Source organism: Stutzerimonas tianxiuensis (assembly GCF_053470365.1).
The window spans coordinates 47,361-67,916 of the sequence record NZ_JBPVWS010000001.1; the positions used below are offsets into that span (position 1 = coordinate 47,361).

Consider the following 20,556-nt stretch of genomic DNA (forward strand, 5'->3'; position numbering starts at 1 on the left):
GATCCTGCCGCTGTTTTTCAGGGGCGGGCGCTGAGTGCGCGTGTTCGAGAGGAGTGGCACGTCGTCGAAACATCGAATGACGGGCCTCCTAACGATAAAAAATCCCAGGTAATCACGAGTGAGGCTTGTCATGTCGGGTAAGGAGCACCCTGTGCGTATTCGCGTATCGACGAAAGGCGCCGTTCAGACATTCCAGCCGAACCGGATTACCGTGGCCCTGATGATGGCGATGGGGTCGACCCATGCGTGGGGCGCCAACATTATCGTCAAGGATGGGACAACGAACACTACCGTCACCACCGCGGGCTCGGTGACTGACATTCGCACCACGAGCGTGCGCGGCCAGACCGGCTTCAACTCGTTCAACCATTTCAACGTCGATACGGCCAACACGGTCAACCTGCACCTGCCAGCCGGCACGGCCAATCTTCTCAACCTGGTGCATGACTCACGCATCGTCATCAATGGCGAGCTAAACAGTCTGCTCAGCAGCGGCAAACTGGGCGGCAACGTCATCTTCGCCGACCCGCACGGCATGGTGGTGGGCGCCAGTGGCGTGGTGAACGTCGGCAGCCTCACCGTGACCACACCCAACGCGCAACAAATGGCCCTGCTGCACGAGAAGGCCAAGGGCAACGGGACCTGGAGTGATACCGAATTCCTCGCCGAACTCGATCGTGGCGACTGGAACGGCGCCAGCGGCGGGACCGGCGAAGCAGGTGAGGTCCGTGTTGAAACCGGGGGCAAGATCAACACCTCGGGCTCGATCAACCTGTTTGCCGCCTCGGCTGTGGTCGAGTCGGGTGCGGCGCTCAATGCGGGTGCCGCCATTTTCGGCGCAACGGTAAACACCGAGGGCGTGCTGAACGCCACAGGCGCCGTCCGCCAGGATGGCAGCATTCGTATCGTTGCCGCCGACAGCGTCGAAATCAGCGGCGAGCTGGCGGCGCTGATGGCCGACCAGAGCGGCGGCAGCGTACACGTTGAAGGCGGCAAGACCGTCGCGCTCAAGGGCGACGCGAGCATCGTCACCTCCGGCGCCGCGGGCAAGAACAGCGGCGATGTCACGCTTCGCAGTCGCTCGATTACCCTCGCCGATAATGCAGAAGTGATCACCCGTGCGACGGGTGCCGGCCAGTCCGGCGACATTGAGCTGGCGGCACTCAGCGACATCGGTTTCCAGGCGGGCGACGCCAAGACCCTCGACGACCTGGCTGCCAAGATGGAGGCCGAGCTCAGCGCCGAAGCCAAGCCGGTGCTGGCCACGCACGCCGGCAAGGCCGAGATTATCCTCGGCGCCGGTACCAAGCTCGATGCCGGGCACGCCACCGACAAGACCAAGGCCGGCGATGTCACCCTGGTCGCGGCAGCGTTCGACAAGCAGATCAGCGGCTATGCCGACGCCAAGAGCACCATCGACGTCAAGGGCTCGATCACCGGTGGCTCGATCGACCTGCATGCCACCAGCACCTCGCAAGTCACTGGCTCGCTGCTGGGCAGCCTGTTCTCCAGCGATGAGATGAAGGCCGAGTTCGAAAAGCTCAAGGGCGAGAAGGGCTGGACCGACGCCGAGACCTGGTCGCACATCATCGGCGTACTCGGCGATGCTGCCTCGCAAGGCGTTCGGCCGTCCGACCTGCAAACCGATAGCGCCATCATCACCGCGCTGGGCCTCGACCCGAGCGGCTGGTCGGAACTGGCCGCGCTGCTGCCCTACATCACCGTGGCCATCGCCAATGCCGATGCCGAGGTGAAGATCGACACCACGGCCGTGCTCAATGCCGTCGAAGACATTGACATCCGCGCCGAAGCCACGCGCCTGGTAGACACCAGCACCGGCTCCATTCCGCTGCTCAACAGCAAGCTGCCGTTCAACCTCGGTGCCGCCTACGGACGTATCAGCGGCAAGACGCTGGTGGATGTGAAGGGCGGCGCTCAGCTGACCAGCGGTCGCGACCTGCGCATGGAAGCGCTCAGCGGCAACACCTTGTCCCTGACGTCCAGCGCAACCAACTCCAAGGATGGCAATGGCAGCCAGCTGTCCACCGCCGGTTTTGCCTTCGGCATGGCGCACAGCGACATCGACACCATCGCCCAGGTCGCCAAGGGCGCGGTATTGAACGTCACGCGCGACGTGTCGCTGGCGGCGGTGACCGAGCAGACGCTGTCCAACGAGGTGAGCTTCAAATCGATCGGCGAGGGTGCGGTCGGTGGTCCGGCCATTGCCTTGACGCTGTTCGATAGCGACACCAAGGCGGTGTTCAACGCCAATCTGTCCGGCGCGCGCAACCTCGACGTCACCGCTGTCAATCTGGTGCACGAGCAGAGCAACAGCTCAACCGTGCAGGCCGGCAAGTCGACCACCGATTACATCACCACCTAGGCCATCGCCACGGCCAAGCCGCTGACCGACTACATGTTCAGCAAGGTCAAGGAGTTGTTCGGCAAGGACCCGAATCCCACCGCCACCAAGCCGACCGAGAGCAAGTTCCGCATGGCCTCGGCGCTGGCCATCGGCATCGCCGATCACACCGCCGAGGCGATCATCGGCAGCGACGACACGGCGCCGACCCTGTCGCTGAGCGGTGACCTGAGCGTTCAGGCGCTCCAGCGCCAGAGCGCGCTGCACAACTCCGCCGACAGTACCGTCAATGCCGACGTCGAGATGAACGACGGCACCAAGGTCGCCCTGAGCGTAGCCGCGGTCTACAGCCAGCTCCAGCAACAGACCCGCGCCCTGATCGGCGATGGCGCCAACATCACCGCCAGCCGCATCGGCCTCGGCGCGCAGAATCAGCAGCAGCTGGACCTCAACGGGCTGGACCGCTGGAGCTCGCTCGACCAAGTGTTCGACAACCTCAAGACCCTGACCGTCACCATGCCGGAAGTCCCCGGCATGCTGTCGACCAGCTACGCCAACTCCACCGGTGAAGCCGACAAATTGTCGATGACCGGCACGATCTCGGTGCTGCTCAACGACCAGGACGCCACCGCCTGGGTCGGTGACAATGTCACCTTGAATGCCACCAGTACCAGCAGCGAGCCATGGACGCGCAACCCGCTGGCCAGCCTGGATGTGCTGATGGATGGCGCCGAGGAAGACGAGGCCCGCAAGGACTTGCGCGACATGGCCTGGGAGTGGGATGCCCCACTGAGCGTGCAGGCGGCCAACGAATTCGAGCAGCTCGCCATTACCGGTAACCTCTGGTGGTCGCTGTTCAACAACACCTCAGACGGCGGCGCTGTGGGCGCCGGTGTCAACGTCCAGATCACCGACAATGAGGCCATCGCCGGAATTGGCGCCAACGGTTCGGTCACGGCCAAGCGGTTGAACGTTAACGCCAAACAGAATGAGTTGATCGTCGGTATCAGCCCTTCGGCCGGCAAGGGCGCGACCGTCGCGGCCAGCGGTGCGGTGGTGGTCAGCGTGGTCGACTCCACCGTGCACGCCTCGGTGCACAACAGCACCGCAGTCACCGCTGACCAGGTCAGCGTCACTGCCGATCATGGCATCGGTGTTTGGACCGCTGCCGGCGCGCTGGCTGCGTCGGAAAACGCCGGCATCGGCGCCAGCGTGGCGGTCAACGTGCTGACCACCGATGTGCTCGCCCTGGTCGGCGACAACAGTGCCTGGCGCCCTGTCGAGCAGCTCGGCGCGGGTGGCACCGGGCTGACCAAGGCCCAGTGGCGCGTGGATGAAGTGCTGGTCAATGCAGAGAGCACGGGCCAGGTCGGTGCCTTCTCGGTCGCCGGCGCGGTGGCGCGCACCGCCGAGGAGCAACAGAAGCAGGACGAAGCCAACGCCTCGGAAGGCGGCGCCGACAGCGGGTCGTCTTCGCTGGCAGGTAGCCTCGGGGAAGCGATCACCCAGACGCTGACCAACGGCGTCGACCTCATCGGCTCGGGCCTCACCTCGGTGAAGGACCAGGCTGTGGAGGTAAAGGACACCATCGTCGAAATACCTGACAAGCTCAAAGGTTACTGGGACAAGCTCAAGGGCATGCTCAGTGGCGGTGGCGGCGACGACAGCGGTCAGCAAGAGCCTGGCAGCAAGGTCAGCCTGGCGATTGCCGGCTCGCTGTCGCTCAACGTGTCCGGGCAGAAGACCCGCGCGCATCTGGGCGATATCGTCCTCGATCCGCGAGACCCGCTCAAGGGCAGCAAGGTCACCGTGCTCTCGCTTAACCAGACCAATCAGCTCAGCGGCTCCGGCTCTGGCGCTCTGACCCTGGCTGGCGGCAAGAAGAGTAATTTCAGCTCGGCTATTGCCGGCGCCATCGCTTACAACCACTTGTTCAACGTCACCGAGGCGCTGCTGGACGACGCCAAACTCAATGCCAACGACCTGTTGAAGGTCCAGGCGGCCAGCGGCGGAGATCAGATCGCCATGGGCCTCGGTCTGGCCGTCTCCACCGGCGGCGAGACCAACGTCGGGGTAGCCGTTTCCGCCTCCGGCGCGGTGGTTGGCAACACCACGCGCGCGGCGGTGGAGAACAGTGAAATCACCCAGCGCGAAGCATCGGTCGACGGCATCAGTGTGACTGCCTATGACCGCTCGCGCCTGCTGATCGGTGGCGGCGCCTTTGCCGGCACCAGCGGCAAAGGCGCTGCGGCGGGTGGCTCGGTGGTCGTCGGCGTGGTGACCAACAAGGTCAAGGCCGAGTGGCTCGGCAGCCAGGCGACCGGTTTCGACCGGCTCGATGTCTCCGCCAACAGCGCCTCGCGCGTATTGGCTGGGGCCATTGCCGGTGCGATTGCCGCCGGGTCCGAAGGCGGCGCGGGCGCCGGCTCGATCCTGGCGGTGGTGGTGAAGAACGACGTGGGCGCCCGGGTCGATGCCGGCACCGGGGCTTCCTCGCTCACCGGCGGCGCGGTCAACGTCAACGCGCAGAGCGTCTCCGGCGCTCAGGCGATGGACAGTCTGTTCGACAACGCCGCGCAGACCGCGCTGAGCAATGCCGGACTCGATCTGGACGGCAAGACCACCACCGGGCAGATCGACGGCAAGGTGGAAACCAACGACAACCTGTTCGATGAGGGTGGCGACGCCGGCACCACCAGTTCGCACAATCTGTTCACCGGTGAACTCGCCGGCGAAGCGGTGCTGGGCGTGGCCGGTTCGCTGGCCGCGACTGGCGGAAAGGCTGGCGTCGGCGGCGCCTTCTCGGTGATCTACACCGGCAGCGACTACAGCGCCACGGTGGCCAACACGGCCATCGATCTCACCGGCGACCTGAAGGTCGCCGCCAGCAACAACACCGATGTGCTCGCCGCGGCGATCTCTGCGGCGGGCGGCTCCAATGTGGGCGTGTCCGGCTCGGGCACTGCGGTGATCGCCCGCGGTACGGTGACGGCCAGCGTCGACATGACCGGCCGTACCCTCAAGGCCGACGACCTCAGTGTGACCGCGGTGAAGAGTGGCGGTGCCTATTCCCTGGCCGGCAACATCACCGGCAGCGCCAACAACGCCTCGGTCGGCGGCGCCTTCAGCCTCAGTGACATGCAGCAGACCACCTCCGCGACCGTTGCCAACGGCAGCTACCGCCTCGGCGGCGACGCCACCATCAAGGCCGGGCAGGAGAGCCGCATCATCACCGCAGCGCTGTCCGGCTCGGTATCCGGCAGCGGCGTGGCCGTTGGCGGCGCGCTGACCTACAACCGCGTGGCCGATACCACCAACGCATTGCTGAGCAATGCCAACCTGCAGGCCGACGACCTGACCGTCTCGGCCAGCCAGCCGAATCTCGGGGCAAGCATCTGGTCGCTGGCCTTCAACCTGGCCGCAGCAGGCGGTGCAGCCGGCGTGGGCGCCGGGGTCGCGGTGAACGTGATCGATGCCGATCGCAGCGCCAAGATCACTGGCAGCACAGTCAACCTGACCGGCAATGCGACCCTCGCTTCAGCCCTGGACGGACAGATCTGGGGCGTCGGCGTCGATGCTGGCGGCGGTGCCCAGGCCGGCGTTGGCGGCTCGATCGTGATCAACGTGATCGACGGCGAAGACAAGGTCTCGGTCGAGGACAGCACCCTGACCACCAGCGGCACCGGCAAGGCGCTGCTGCTCGATGCCAGCGGCGGCACCGGGCTGATGATCGCTTCGCTGACGGGTTCGATCAAAGGCAGCGGCACGGCCGCGGTGGGCGGCGCGATCTCGGTCAACCGGATCGGCGCCAACCGCATCGCCCTGGCCAAGAACAGCACGGTCAGCGGTTTCTCCAGCGCCAGCCTGCTCAGCGGCGCTAAGCAGGACATCTACGCCATCGCCATTGCCGGCGGTGGTGCCGGCAACGTTGCGGTGAACGGTTCCTCGACCAGCAACGTACTGCAGGGCGAAGAGCGCGCGACCATCGACGGCGGCAGCTTCCAGGTCGGCTCGCTCACCCTGTCGGCCGCCGAGGGCGATCGCACCATCTGGAGCCTCGCCGGTGCCATCAGCGGTGCCGGTACGGTCGCGGTGGGCGTAGCCAACGCCAACAACATCATTCTGTCCAAGCGCGTCGCCGAAACGCTGAATACCAGTCTGACCCTGACCGGCGCGCTGAAGCTGGAAAGCGGTGGCTCGGCGCACATTCGTTCCGCCGCTGTCGGTGGCGGCGGTGCGGGTAACGCGGCAGCCGGCGCCTCGATCGCCATCAACGTGATCGAAGGCGAGGAAAGCGCCCTCATCAGGGGCTCCACGATCACCGGGGCCAGCAGCGTCACGGTCGAAGTGGTGCGCGGCGATGCCGATATCAAGACCCTGGCCGGCAACGTGCAGGGTGCCGGCAACGGTGCCGGTGCTGGTGCGGTCGCCATCAGTACGGTGAACCAGGCCCGCCAGGCGCGCATCCTCGACAGCCAGTTGAGCATCGGCAGCGCCGCTGCGCGCGTCGAAGCCGCCACCCGGGCAACCATTACCACGCTGGCCCTCAGCGGCGCCGGTGCCGGCAACGCGGCAGTGGTGTTCTCCAACACCAGCAACAACATCGCCGCACGCACCCTGGCCAGCGTCGAAAACAGCGGCGGTGCGGCAGGCAATCTCTCCGTCTTGGCCGCGGACACCTCGAGCATCTATTCCGGTGCTGGCGGTGTGGCAGGCGCGGCCAACGCGGCGGTCGGCGGTGCCACGGCGATCAACCGCGTGGACAGCCAGATCGAAGCGCGACTGCTGGATACCAAGAACACCGGCTGGGCGCTGAACAACCTGCGGGTCGATGCGCACTCGGCGGCGGACATCATCTCCGCCGCGGTCGCCGGCGGCGGTTCGGCCAACGCCACGGTGATGGCGGTGGCTGCCACCAACATCATCCAGACCCAGGCGCTGGCCCATGTCGGCAGCGGCGCGCAGGTCGTGGCGCAGAACAATGTCGGGATCAGCGCGCGCAACGTCGACAGCATCCTCGGCACCGCCGCGGTCGTGGCCGGCAGCGGTAACGCGGCGGTCTCCGGCATCGGCACGGTCAACGTGGTGGAAACCCGCACCCGCGCCTACATCGATGGCGCCACTACCGCGGTCAGCGCGCTGGCGAAGAATGCCGCCGATACCTTGCTCATCGACAGTGGCAACTTGGTCAACGCGCCGGGTAGCGACCACCAGTGGATCAGCGGCGATCAGTTCAACCCGCGACCGGACCTGGCCATTGCGCAGCACAGCGTCACCGGCCTGGCCGTACAGGCCAGCTCCGTGCAGCAGGTCGGTCAGTTGGCCATCTCCGCCAGTATCGCGGTGATTCCGCTCTACAGCGGCGCGGTCTCGGGGGTTCTCAACACCACGGTACTGGCCGGCGACACCCTCGGCTACATCGACGCAGCCCGGATCAACGGGGCGAGCGGCGCGGGCACCGGCCAGAACGTGCGGGTCGGCGCCGACAGCTACAGCTATACCGCCGGCTACCTGGCTGCCATCGCGGGCGGTCCGAGTGCCGCTGCGGTGTCCGGTGCGCTGGACAGCACCGTCATCACTCGCACCACCCGCGCCTACCTGCGCGGCACCACCCTCAACAGTCGTGGGGCCACGCGGGTCGAGGCCGGCTCGCAGGCCTATGGCTCGACCCTGGTCGCCAGCTTCTCTGGCGCCATCGTCGGCGTCGGCGGTACCTCCAGCGTGCTCGTGCTCAAAGGTGAAACCGAGGCGCTGGTCGATGGGGGCAGCAGCCTGCAGGTCGGTTCGCTGGCGGTCGATGCCAGCGCCAGCCAGCACCTGTCACCCAATGCCGCCACGGCCGCAGCCGGTGGCGTCGCTGTCGGCGGCTCGCTGGTTACCCTCTACAACCAGAGCGTCACGCGCGCCTGGGTCGGCACCAGCCTGGATGCGGCGGCCGTGGCCAGCGGGGCGCGGACCTCGGTGCGCGGCGGGGCCGTCACCATCAATGCCAGCAACCGCACCGGTGTGCTGCTCAACGTGGCCAGCGCGGGCGGTGGCCCGGTAGCGGTCGGCGGCTCGGTGGCAATCAGTGTCATCGAAACCACCACCGAGGCCGGCGCCAGCCAGGCCGACTTCGGCACCGCGGGCGGCAAGCTCGGCAGCCTGAGCGTCCAGGCCTTCGATCGTCTCGATGTCCTGAACAACGCCGGCTCCATCCAGGTGGGTGGGATTAGTGTGGGCGGCACCGCCAACGTACTGGTGGTCAACAGCGCCAACCGCGCCCTGTTCGACCGCAGCACCCTGCAGACCAGTGGCGCGTTCAGCCTCAAGGCCCTGCGCGAAGGCGACATCTACCTCAATACCCTGACGGGTGCCGCCGGTGGCATGGGCGCGGTCAGCGGCAGCCTCGGCTTGCTGCTGCTCGGCCCGGGCGCGGTGAGCGTCAGCGCCGAAGGCCAGACGGTCAATCCGCTCGATGAGCTGGACAAGAACGGCAATGGTTCGCTGTCGCAAAGCAACCGCGACGGCCAGGCCGACAAGGTCAAGACCATCGGCTACCAGGATTACGTACTCAACGAAACCACCGGCGAGTACGAACTCAAGGACCTGAGCGACAGCGCGACAGCCAGCGAGGTCAACGACAACAGCCGTGTGAGCATGGGCGACCGGCTCAGCGCCGGTGCGGTCAGCAAGCACCAGACCGTGGCGCGCGTGAGCAGCAGCACTGTGCAGACCGGCGGCAGCACGACGCTGCTGGCGCAGGACAAGCTGCACAGCAGCAACCTGGCCGGCAACGCGGTAATCGGCGCCGGCACCGCGGTAGGCGGCGCCTTTGCGCTGACCCTGTCCAACGCGCGGGTTGCAGCGGACATCCTCGGCGGCAGCCTGACTGCCGCCAGCCTGAACGTGAAGGCTGAAGCCGCCGACCTTGGCGCTGGCCCCGCCGTGCAGGTTTATGCCGTCAGCGGCGCAGGCGATCTGATTGCCGCGCTGGGTGCCGGCATCGGTGTGGCGATTCTCGACAACGAAGTCTCCAGCACCCTCGGCGGTACGCTGCAGACCAGCGGCAACATGAGTGTCGCCGCCGAAGACCGGCAGAACCTCGATGTTCAGGCACTGGGTGCCTCCTTCGCTGGCACCGTGGGTGCCGGCCTGGTGCTCGGCGTGGCAGCGCACGACAGTGCGGTCAAGGTGTCGGTGCTCGACTCAGCCCGCCTGACGGCAGCCAATCTGAGCATAACCAGCCTGTCCCAGTCGGCGGTCACCCTGACCGGGCGTGGCGCAGCGGCCGGTCTGCAGGGCGGCGTCAACGCGGTCATCCTGGTCGCCAGCGACCACAGCAGCGCCGAGCTGAAGGTTGGCAACAACGCCGAGTTGTCGGCGAGCGAAAACCTGAGCCTCATTGCCGAGGCCAACCCCTATGTGAAGACCGAGAGCCTCGGGGTCGCCCTCGGCGGCTCGCTGGCTGCCGGCGGTACCGTGGGCATTGCCCTGGCCGATGCGCTGGCCAGCCTGGATATCGGCAGCCAGGCGCTGCTGCAGGCGAAGAACGCAACCCTGGCGAGCCGTATCGGTCGTCAGTCGGGCCTCGACAGCGTCACCGTCAAGGGGCTCGGCGTCAGCGGCGGCTTCGGCGTATCGGCCAACGCCGTGGTCGCCACCGCGCACAACGAAAGCCGCAGCCTGCTGCAGACAGCCGACTCGGCCCGCTTCGTCGGCCTGTCCGGTGGCGACTGGACCTTCGCCGCCTCCACCGATGTTCGCCAGCGCACCAAGACCGAAGGCTATGCCGCCGGCCTGCTTACGCTGGGCGCCAACATATCGGTCGCCACGGCTGAAACGAGCACCGAAGCGCTGATCAGCGGACGTTTCAGCGGTGATATCGGTGATCTGAAGGTCGCCTCCAGTGCCACGGTCGACAACGAGGCACGTTCCGAAGCCGGCCAGGGCGGCCTGGTGAGCGGTGCCGCCTCGGTGGTACGGACCAGCGACACCAGCACTACTCGTGCCGTGCTCTACGCCCGCGGCGCCACCGACAGCGTCGATGCGGTGTTCGATACCGTCGAGCTCTCGGCGTATCACCAGTCGCGCTTCAACGGATTCGCTAACAGCATCAACGCCTCGCTGGTTGGCGCCAGCGGCGCGCATGTCAGCAACAGTCTGAATGTCACCACGCTCAGCGAGCTGGCCTCGGCCTCGCGCGTGCTGACCGGCGCCTACGATCAGAGTGCCTACACCGATGTCGTGAAGTCGTCCGGTGACTACAACGTGCAGTCGGGCTCCGGCGGCGTGGTCGATGCCGCCGCGGTGCGCAGCGCCACGACCATTGCGCTCAACACCCAGGCCAACATCGGTGCCAATGCACGGCTGCGGCTGGATGGCGACTGGCGCAATCCCGAACACCTGCGCGTGCAGGCGTTCAACAACGTCTATGCACGTGACAAGGTCAAACTCGACAGTGGCGGCGCGATTTCCATCGCCCTGGCGCAGTCGCTGATCGACGTTACCCAGGCCAAGGCCAGGGTCACCGTTGGCAGCGGCGCGGATATCTACAGCGTCGGCGATTTGATTCTCTCGGCCAGCGGCTTCTACGACATCGACGCGCGCGTCAACGCCAAGACCTGGGGCGCGGCCGGCGCCGCGCAGGGGCTCAGCCGTGCCCAGGTCAATGCCGACTACGCCGTGACCGTTGGCACCAATGCCAACCTGTTCAGCTATGGCGACGCCAAGTTCTACGCCGGTTACAACGTTTCCGGGCAGATGAACAAGGCGGTGCTCACCGCCCGCACCGACTTGTGGAACAACACCGCCTTCCCGGTGGTAACCGACCCCGAAGCCGACGCCATCTACGTGCGCAACAGCAACCTGCTGCTCAACGGCGGTAGCCATGTGCGCAGCGTGGGGGACATCTACGCCTATGCGGGCAAGGGCTACAGCATCCTCACCGGTGAAGGCATCGGCAAGGACCTGTACCGCGAAGTCGCCTCGGCAATCCTCGGCGCGATCGTCGGTGAGGTGTCGCTGGATATCACCGGCGGCAGCACCCAGAACGGTGGCAGCGCCAAGGTTACCGCCAACGGCACGCTGGATGCGGGCGTCTACAGCCAGCAAAAGCTGCACGTCAGCGGGCTGAAGTACCTGCTCAACGGCGTCGAGGTGGATCCCGCCTCGCTCAACGAAAACACCACCGGCACCCTCAGCATCGTGCCGGTGATCAGCGAGATCAGCGACGGCATTACCTACCGCGTGAAGAGCGGCGAATACTCGCAGCTGATCAGCGACCGGATCGTCCAGCTGAAAAAGCAACTCGCCGACTACGGCCTGTCGCCGTTCGAGAAGACTGCCTTCCAGGCCGAGCTCAACCTGCTTGAGCAGACCCTGGCGCGCATCTACACGCAGATGGGCGGCGACGCCGCCACCGGTACCCTGCCGGGCCAGTTGCAGGTGTGGATGCTGGAGGTCGATCCGATTCTCGCGCGGCCGGGCAACATCTTTGTCACCGGCGACGCGCTGGTAGGCAGCGGCAAGCTCAATGCACCGGGCGATGCGAAGATCGAAGTGATCAACAGCAGCTCGCTGTTCCTGGACATCAAGGGCCTGGAGATTCCAGACCGCGACGGCGGCCAGCTGCTGTTCAACGGCGCCAAGATGCTCAGCAACGCCAACATCCAGGCCGCCAACGTGGCGGGTCTGGGCAGTGCCGGCTTCACCGTGCAGGTGGCCGAGAACTCGCCGGCGCCGCAGGTGATCGTCAAGAACACCTACAACCCGGCCACCGGTTTCACCGATGCTGCCGGGCTGAAGGCACCGGCGCCGGACATCTACATCAACGGTGTCATCGCCAACAAGCGTGGCAACGTATCCATTACCGCCAGCTACGGCAGTATCTATGCCAATGCCGATATCCGTGGCCAGAGCCTGACCATCAGTGCCGGCCAGAACTTCGTGCTCAACAACCCCGATGCCTTCACCCACATCGGCGGCGACCCGGCGCATAACAATTCCGGCGGCGTGCTCACTGGGCCGCGGGCCGGCTCCGGTGTGGTCGCCGGCAATAACGTGGTGATCAGCGCGCTGTACCTGAACATCAACGGGCTCGTACAAAGCGGGGTCGCCGACTGGGCAGTCACCATCAACGAGAGCGCCTTCGGCAGCCTCGACAGCCTGCGCACTGCCTGGCGCAACGGCGGCGCCGCCGTGGTCCAGCTGGTCCAGACTGACGCGCGCACCGGCACCATCGGCTTCAGCTACGACTTCCGTACCGAGAGCATCCTGCTCGACCAGGTTGATGTCGGCGGCGGCTACATGGAGCTGACCGGCCATATCCTCAGCACCGGCAACGGCCAGCTGAAGGTGCTCGACGGCTACAGCCAGGTGAAGGTAGTCAACAACACCACCCGCCAGCTGAACATCGCCGGCATCGACCTGGGCAACGGGGTCGAGGGCACGCTGCGGATTAACGACGTCGGCCGCAAGGGTGGCGACGGCGTCTGGTCGACCATCTACACCAACGTTGGCGACCAGGTGCAGCGCTACGAAGGCTGGAGCAACCAGATCCAGACCACCGGCGCCTTCTACCAAGGCGCCTCTGCCGGCAGCAGCACCAGCTACGGCACCACCACCGGCCGCAGCTACGTGTGGCTGCAGGGTCGCGACACCACCGACACCACTACCAAGGTGGAGTACTGGGACAAGTTCTGGGGTTTCGTGCCAACTGGCGACGGCACGCTGCTCGGTCCACCGGTGACAGTCAAGGGCGCCAGCACGCCGATCGAAGGCGCCGAGTACATGGGCTATATCGGCACCGATGCGCTAGGCGCAGGTAGCGTGCTGTCGCAGCTTTCCGAGCGTTATGAAACCGGCGGTGACGTGGAAATTGGCAAGTGGATGGGGGGCTACTGCAAGACCCATTTCATCTGGTGCCAGGTGTACCGCACCACGCGTACCACGGTTACCCAGCAGGGCTTCAAGGAGATCGACCGCTACACGGTGCGCGCCGACGTGCCGATTTCGGTGAGCTTCATCGGCTATGAGGCCGGCGGCATCGACCTAACCTCGGCCGGCAACGTGACCCTGCTCGGCTCGCTGTACAACCTGGGCGGCAACACCAACATCAAGGTGACCAACGGGGCGCTGACACAGGGCTCCGATAGCGTGGTGATCGGCGCCAACAGCCTGACCGTCGAGGCGCGCAACGGGCTGGGGGATCTGTCCCAGGCGCTGCGCCTGCAGATCGGCAACAGCCTGTCGGCGTACAGCGCCCTGGGCAACATCAACCTGCAGGCGGTCAATGGCGGCGTCAACCTGGCGCGCCTGGAGGCGGCACAAGGCAACATCGCGCTCAGCGCACAGGGCAACATCACCGGCAACGCCGGGACCGTCGTCACCGGCCGCTCCATCGACCTGCGTTCCACCCACGGCAGCATCGGCACCAGCGGCCAGTGGCTGAACCTCAACACCGGCAGCCATAGCCTAACCAGCACCGCGCTGTTCAACGCCGAAGCCGTGGGCAACATCTATGTCGAGGAAACCAGCGGCAACCTGGTGATCGATCAGGTCAAGGCCGGCGGTGACATCGGCATCAAGGTACGCAGCGGCGACCTGCTCGACGGCAACTCCGAAGTGTCCTATGACGAGCGCTCGCTGGCCGACCTCCAAGCCCTCTGGGCCGAGATGGGCCTGACCGGAGCGCAATCTGAGGCCGCGCTGGCGCAGCAGAAGCAGACCCTGGTCGAGGCCGGTCAGCAGAGCTATGCCCGCTACTGGCAGCTACGCAACCTCAGCCAGGCCGGGGATGGCTCCTGGCAGGCCGATGCGTTCGACGCCGACCAGGCACGTCTGGGCAGCGCCCAGGTCGACCAGCTCAAGAGCCTTGGCTGGACCGACGCGCAGATCAATGCCGAGCAGGTGCGTCGCGTGGCGGACTACCAGGCCCTGGATGCGCAGTTCGGCGGGCAGGCCTACGATTCTGCCTATACCTATCAGCTGTCCGCCGAGCAGACGGCGCAGCTCGATACCACCGCCAGCTGGACAGAAGACCAGCTGCGCTACTCCATCGCCTCCTCGCTGCTCAACCGCGGGAGCGGCGGCTCGGGCTCTACCGAGGCGATGAACATCGAGGGGCGCAACGTCACCCTGATCGCCAACCGTATCGGCAAGTTGCTGGCCGACGACGTCTCGATCGACCTCAGCAACGGCGCCGGTTCGCTGACCACTGCCCAGCGCGTGGCCCTCGCCAGCGCCGAGCAGGACGACGTCTACTTCGACGAAAACAATCCGCTGCGCTTCAGCATCGTCCAGCGTGACGACGTCAACGTCACCGCCACAGGCACGCTCAGCGTCACCGCACAGGGCGACGTGTTCCTCGGTGGCGAGCAGGACCTGAACATCTACAACGTCCAGGGCGACTCGATCCGCATCAAGACCAGTGGCAGCATCGAAAGCGCCAATGGCTCGAACGTGGTGATCAATGGGCATGACGTGGTGCTCGAGGCCGCAGGCGGCTCCATTGGCGCCAAGGCCGGCGGGTTGAACCTGCAGGCGACCGGCGACCTCACCGCGCGCGCCAACTACCTCAACCTGATCCAGCATGGCGACCTGAGCGTTCAGCGCCTGACCGGTCTCGACGCGCTGCACCTGAAGGTGCTCGGCAACCTGACCTCGGCCAGCCAGCTTGGCGAGAGCCTGCTGGGTGGCTCGGTCAACCTGACGGTGACCGGCAATGTCGGCAGCAGCACCGACCGGGTGCAGATCGGCACCGGCGGTGTGGATGACCGGATCGCGGTAAATATCGGCGGCAACGCTTGGCTCGGCGGCCTTCAGGGCGTCGCGAGCCAGCCGGGCGTGCTGCGCTTCGCCGGTGCGACCGTCGGCGGCACGCTGGACATTGGCCAGACCTATAGCCTGACGCAGTACGGTGACTGGGAGCTCGGCGGGCTGGTGCTCGACCTGAACAACCAGTGGACCATGACCAGCGGTACCACGCTGACCACCAGCGGCGGCCTGTTCGCCGAGGTCGATGGCGCCGCCACGCTGGCGAACGTCAGTGCGACCGGAACCGGTGCCGACATCAATATCCGTGGGTACAGCCTCTCCGTCGCGGCCGATGGCAACCAGTGGCGTGCCAACGACCGGCTGGCCCTGAGCACCTACGGAGACATCGGCGGTGCAAGCCGTCATGCGACGCTCGGTGCCCAGCAGCTGGCAGTGGCCAGCACCACCGGTGCGCTGTTCCTCGATCTGCTCGGCGGGATTGGCCAGGGCAGCCTCGTCAGCGCCGGCGCACAGATGCTCAAGACGCTCGGCAATCTGACGCTTACCGAGGTCCACAGCACCGCTGCAGGCGTGACGCTGCAAGGCACCGGCGACGTACGCGTCGATACCATGGCGGCCCGCGACGACCTGACCCTGGCGGGCGACAGCCTTGCCCTCGGCTCGGCGTCTAGCAGCCACGGCGACCTCAGCGCCACGTTGGTCAACCGCTTCTCAGCCGACACGCTCAACGCGCTGGGTGACTGGACGCTCACTGCGGCCAGTGCTGACGTGGGCCTGGCGACCATCGGTGGCAACGTTCAGCAGACCCTCACCGGTACGCTGGACATGACCGATCTCGTCGCCGGCGGCAACTGGTCCCTGAACGGCGCCCAGTCGACCATCGGCACCACCGATATCGGTGGCGCGGTCAGCATGACCCAGAGCGGCCTGCTGACCCTCGGTACCCTGACCGGCGACAGCAGCTGGACCCTGAACGGCACCAGCGCCAAGGTCACCACCGCAACCCTCGCTGGGCAAGTCAACACGACCTTGAGTGGCGATCTGGACCTCGGTACGCTCACCGGTCAGCAGGGCTGGATGCTGGATGCGGCCAACGCCACCATTGCCCGCGCCGAACTGACAGGGAATGTTCAGCAGACCCTCGATGGCACCCTGGACATGACCGATCTCGTGGCCGGCGGCAGCTGGACGCTTGACGGTGCCCAGTCGACTATCGGCAGCGCCGACATCGGTGGCGCGGTCAGCATGACCCAGAGCGGCCTGCTAACCCTCGGTACCCTGACCGGCGACAGCAGCTGGACCCTGAACGGCACCAGCGCCAAGGTCACCACCGCAACCCTCGCCGGGCAGGTCGACACGACCTTGAGTGGCGATCTGGACCTGGGCACGCTCACCGGTCAGCAGGGCTGGATGCTGGATGCGGCCAACGCCACCATTGCCCGCGCCGAACTGACCGGGAATGTTCAGCAGACCTTCGATGGCACCCTGGACATGACCGATCTCGTGGCCGGCGGCAGCTGGACGCTTGACGGCGCCCAGTCGACCATCGGCACCGCCGACATCGGCGGCGCGGTCAGCATGACCCAGAGCGGCCTGCTGACGCTCGGTACCCTGAACGGCGACAGCAACTGGACCCTGAACGGCACCAGCGCCAAGGTCACCACCGCCACGCTCGCCGGGCAGGTCGACACGACCCTCACCGGCGATCTGGACCTCGGCACGCTGACCGGCCAGCAGGGCTGGATGCTGAAGGCGGCCAATGCCACCATCGCCAAGGCCAAGCTCACCGGCGACGTGCGGCAGACCGTGACCGGCATGCTGGACATGACCGATCTCGAGGCCGGCGGAAACTGGACCCTCAACGGTGCCAAATCGACCATCGGCAGCGCCGACATCGGTGGCGCGGTCAGCATGACCCAGAGCGGCCTGCTGACCCTCGGTACCCTGACCGGCGACAGCAGCTGGACCCTGAACGGCACCAGCGCCAAGGTCACCACCGCAACCCTCGCCGGGCAGGTCGACACGACCCTCAGTGGCGATCTGGACCTGGGCACGCTCACCGGTCAGCAGGGCTGGATGCTGGATGCGGCCGACGCCACCATCACCCGCGCCGAACTGACCGGGAATGTTCAGCAGACCCTCGACGGCACGCTGGACATGACTGATCTCGTCGCCGGCGGCAACTGGACACTTGACGGTGCCCAGTCGACCATCGGCACCGCCGATATCGGCGGCACCGTCAGCATGACCCAGACCGACCTGCTTACCCTCGGTACCCTGACCGGCGACAGCAGCTGGACCCTGAACGGCACCAGCGCCAAGGTCACCACCGCAACCCTCGCTGGGCAAGTCAACACGACCTTGAGTGGCGATCTGGACCTCGGTACGCTCACCGGTCAGCAGGGCTGGATGCTGGATGCGGCCAACGCCACCATTGCCCGCGCCGAACTGACAGGGAATGTTCAGCAGACCCTCGATGGCACCCTGGACATGACCGATCTCGTGGCCGGCGGCAGTTGGACGCTTGACGGCGCCCAGTCGACCATCGGCACTGCCGATATTGGCGGCACCGTCAGCATGACCCAGAGCGGCCTGCTGACCCTCGGTACCCTGACCGGCGACAGCAGCTGGACCCTCAAGGGCACCAGCGCCGACATCGGTACGGCGAACCTGGCCGGGCCGGTTGTGCTCACGCTGTCCTGCGATCTGATCCTCGATAGCCTGACCGCTGGCGCCGATACCAACCTGAATACCGGCACCGGTTCGGCGATTGGCGATCTGGCTATCACTGGCGACCTGGCGCTCGACGTGGTCGGCGCGCTGAATCTGGGCAGCGCGACAGTCTCCGAGACCGCGACGCTGACGCACACCGGCACTGCCGGCACCCGTCTGAGTTACAGCAAGCTGGCCATCGGCAGCACGCTGGATGTCAGCGGGGCCGGTGATTGGGTCGGGGCCGAGGCAGTGGCGGCTGGTGATGTCATCTTCGATGTGGGTACGGCCAACCTCGGCTCGCTGGAAAGCACTACCGGCAGCCTGTCGCTGAAGGCCGCCGGGCTGTTCGGGGCTGATGAGGTACACAGCCGTCAGCAGTGGGTCGACCTGCAGTCGGGGTCGGCGCTGCTTGGAAACGTCAGCAGCTTGGGTACGCTGACCGTGAACACCAATGGCGACCTGACGATCGCAACGGGCCGCAGCGGCGGCGACATGGCGCTGACCACCACCGAGGGTTCGCTCGGCACCATTCGCTTCGGCATGCTGGCTGACCCGAACGTGCCCGACGTACTGGTCCCGGCGCATCTGAAGTCGGACCAGAATCTCTTGGTGAAAACCGATGGCGACGTCTTCGGCGGCAATGCCGAGGCGGAGCGCGAGGTGCGCATTATCGGGCGCAACCTGTTCTTCGGTCGCGTGCAGAGCCTGGAGGAAGATATCTTCCTCCAGGCGGGCGGTTCGCTGGACGAAGGCCACGGCGACATCACCGGCCTGCTCGTCGAAGCCAAGCGAGATGTTGGGATCGTCGCCAACGGCGACCTGAACATGCCGACCGTGAAGTACGGCGGCACCTATTCGCTGAAGGCGGGGCGTGACCTGACCGTGGGCATCGGCCGCGACCTCAACGTCAGCGGCTACGCCATCGCCGGTCGCGACCTGACCTTCCTCATCGCCGGCAAGGTGGATCTGGAGGGCGCCGAAGCCGGTCGTCACCTGCGGATCGAGTCGGGGCAACAGATAAACATCGCGCAAAGCGTGACTGCCGGTGGTGACATCACGCTGATCGCCCGGAATGGCGATATCACGGTGGGGCGGAGCATCTCGTCTACTGGCCTGCCATACGAGGGCCAAGCGCTGCAGGGTAAGGTGACCATCAGCGCATCGGGCAATGTGGTAACGCCGTTGATTGAGGCGGCGAAGGGCCTGATCGATGTCACCGGTCACGATCTGCTTGTAGACGACTTGCGCAGTAGCGAGCAGGTAAAATTGCAGTCGACGGGCCTGATTCGTATTAGCGGCACCAGCCAGAGCGAGGGCTATCAGCGCTGGGATGCGGCGGAGAGTATCGAGTTCGGCAGCCTGCTTGCTGAAGGCGACGCTAACCTGTCGGCGATTGACGATGTGACCGGGCAGCGCGTCGTTGCCAGCGATGTTCAGGTCGATGGTTACAGCTTACGCTTCACCGACGTGACCGCAGCTAGCGACGTAGATTTGACCGCGCGCGGGCTGATTCATGTCAGCGGCACGAGCCAGAGCGATGGCTACCAGCGCTGGGATGCGTCCGAGAGCATTGAGTTCGGCAACTTGCTGGCTAAAGGCGACGCCAACCTGTCGGCGATTGGCGATATTACCGGGACGCAGATGGTCGCCAACTACGTCAACGTTGACGGACAGAGTCTGCGCCTGTCCAGCCTGACTTCGACCACTAACATCGATCTGCTGGCCCGCGGCGTGATCCAGATCAGCGGCACCAGCCAGAGCGGTGGCAACCAGACCTGGCATGCCGACGAAAGCATTGGCTTCGGACGTCTCCTCGCCAGTGGGCAAGCACTGCTCGACAGTCTGCTCGACACCCGCGGCAAGCTGTTGCAGACGGCTGATGGGGCCACTGTCAACGCCGGTTGGCGCAACCGCGTGGCCAGCAACGCCGGCATTCACCTCGATCAGGCGATTGCTCCGACGTTGAGCCTCTGGGCCGGCAATCTGATCCGTGTTTCCGACGCGGCCATCGGTCAGTCGATGGACCTGCACGGCATGGATATCGAGCTGTACGGCCGGCATACCGGCTCCGGGCAACTGAACCTCTGGGTCGAGGGCTCCGGTGAACGTGCGGCACGTCGTTTCGATACCCGTCTGGTGGCCGCCGACATCGTCTCGCCGCGTCTGTACGCGGTGGACGGTACGCTGCGTACCAGCGGCTCGAAGGTAGACATCAAGGATGCCTCGGCGGTGGATAACCTGCGCCTGTACAGCGCGCAGGCCACGGTGATGGTGGATAACCTGTCGCCGGCCTACCAGCCGCTTGCCGACGTGCAGCTGTACGAGATGGACAAGACGTTCCATCTGCGCCAGGACGGCCTGGTCAGCAGTACCAATGCCTATGTGGTACATCGCAAGACCACTCACCAGGTGCTCGTGCCCAACTTCAGCGAGGCCCATGCCGAGGCGCCCGAGGCGCAGGTGGGCAGCGGCGTGGTGTTCCAGGGCATGAGTGCCGCACGGTATTCCGAACAGCAACTGTCGGGCGGCCTCACCAAGCGCCGCACCGCGTCTGTGCCGCGCATGATCATGCCGGTATTGCCGCCTGAAACGTCATGGCTGCCCAATCCGGCCGCGCGACCCGAAATGCGGATGAATCTGGATCTGAGCCAGCCCTCCGCGCCACAGAATGAGGTTGATCAGTGGGAGCTTTGAATCGAAACGGCTGCGCCTGGCGCCGTGTA

2 protein-coding genes are annotated in these 20,556 nt (G+C 66.0%); both read left to right on the top strand.

The features are described 5' to 3' along the window. Window positions 1-151 precede the first annotated feature (151 nt). Window positions 152-2,383: a leukotoxin LktA family filamentous adhesin gene (locus ACSSNI_RS00190; protein ID WP_200640091.1), complete on the top strand. Its 2,232-nt coding sequence runs from the start codon at window positions 152-154 to the stop codon at window positions 2,381-2,383. A gap of 33 nt (window positions 2,384-2,416) precedes the next feature. Next, window positions 2,417-20,527: a hypothetical protein gene (locus ACSSNI_RS00195; RefSeq protein WP_448258741.1), complete on the top strand. Its 18,111-nt coding sequence runs from the start codon at window positions 2,417-2,419 to the stop codon at window positions 20,525-20,527. Window positions 20,528-20,556 lie beyond the last annotated feature (29 nt).

What these genes read in the sequence shown, in the direction of transcription:
- ACSSNI_RS00195 (WP_448258741.1), top strand. Translation starts at nt 2,417, where the DNA reads ATGTTCAGCAAGGTCAAGGAGTTGTTCGGCAAGGACCCGAATCCCACC.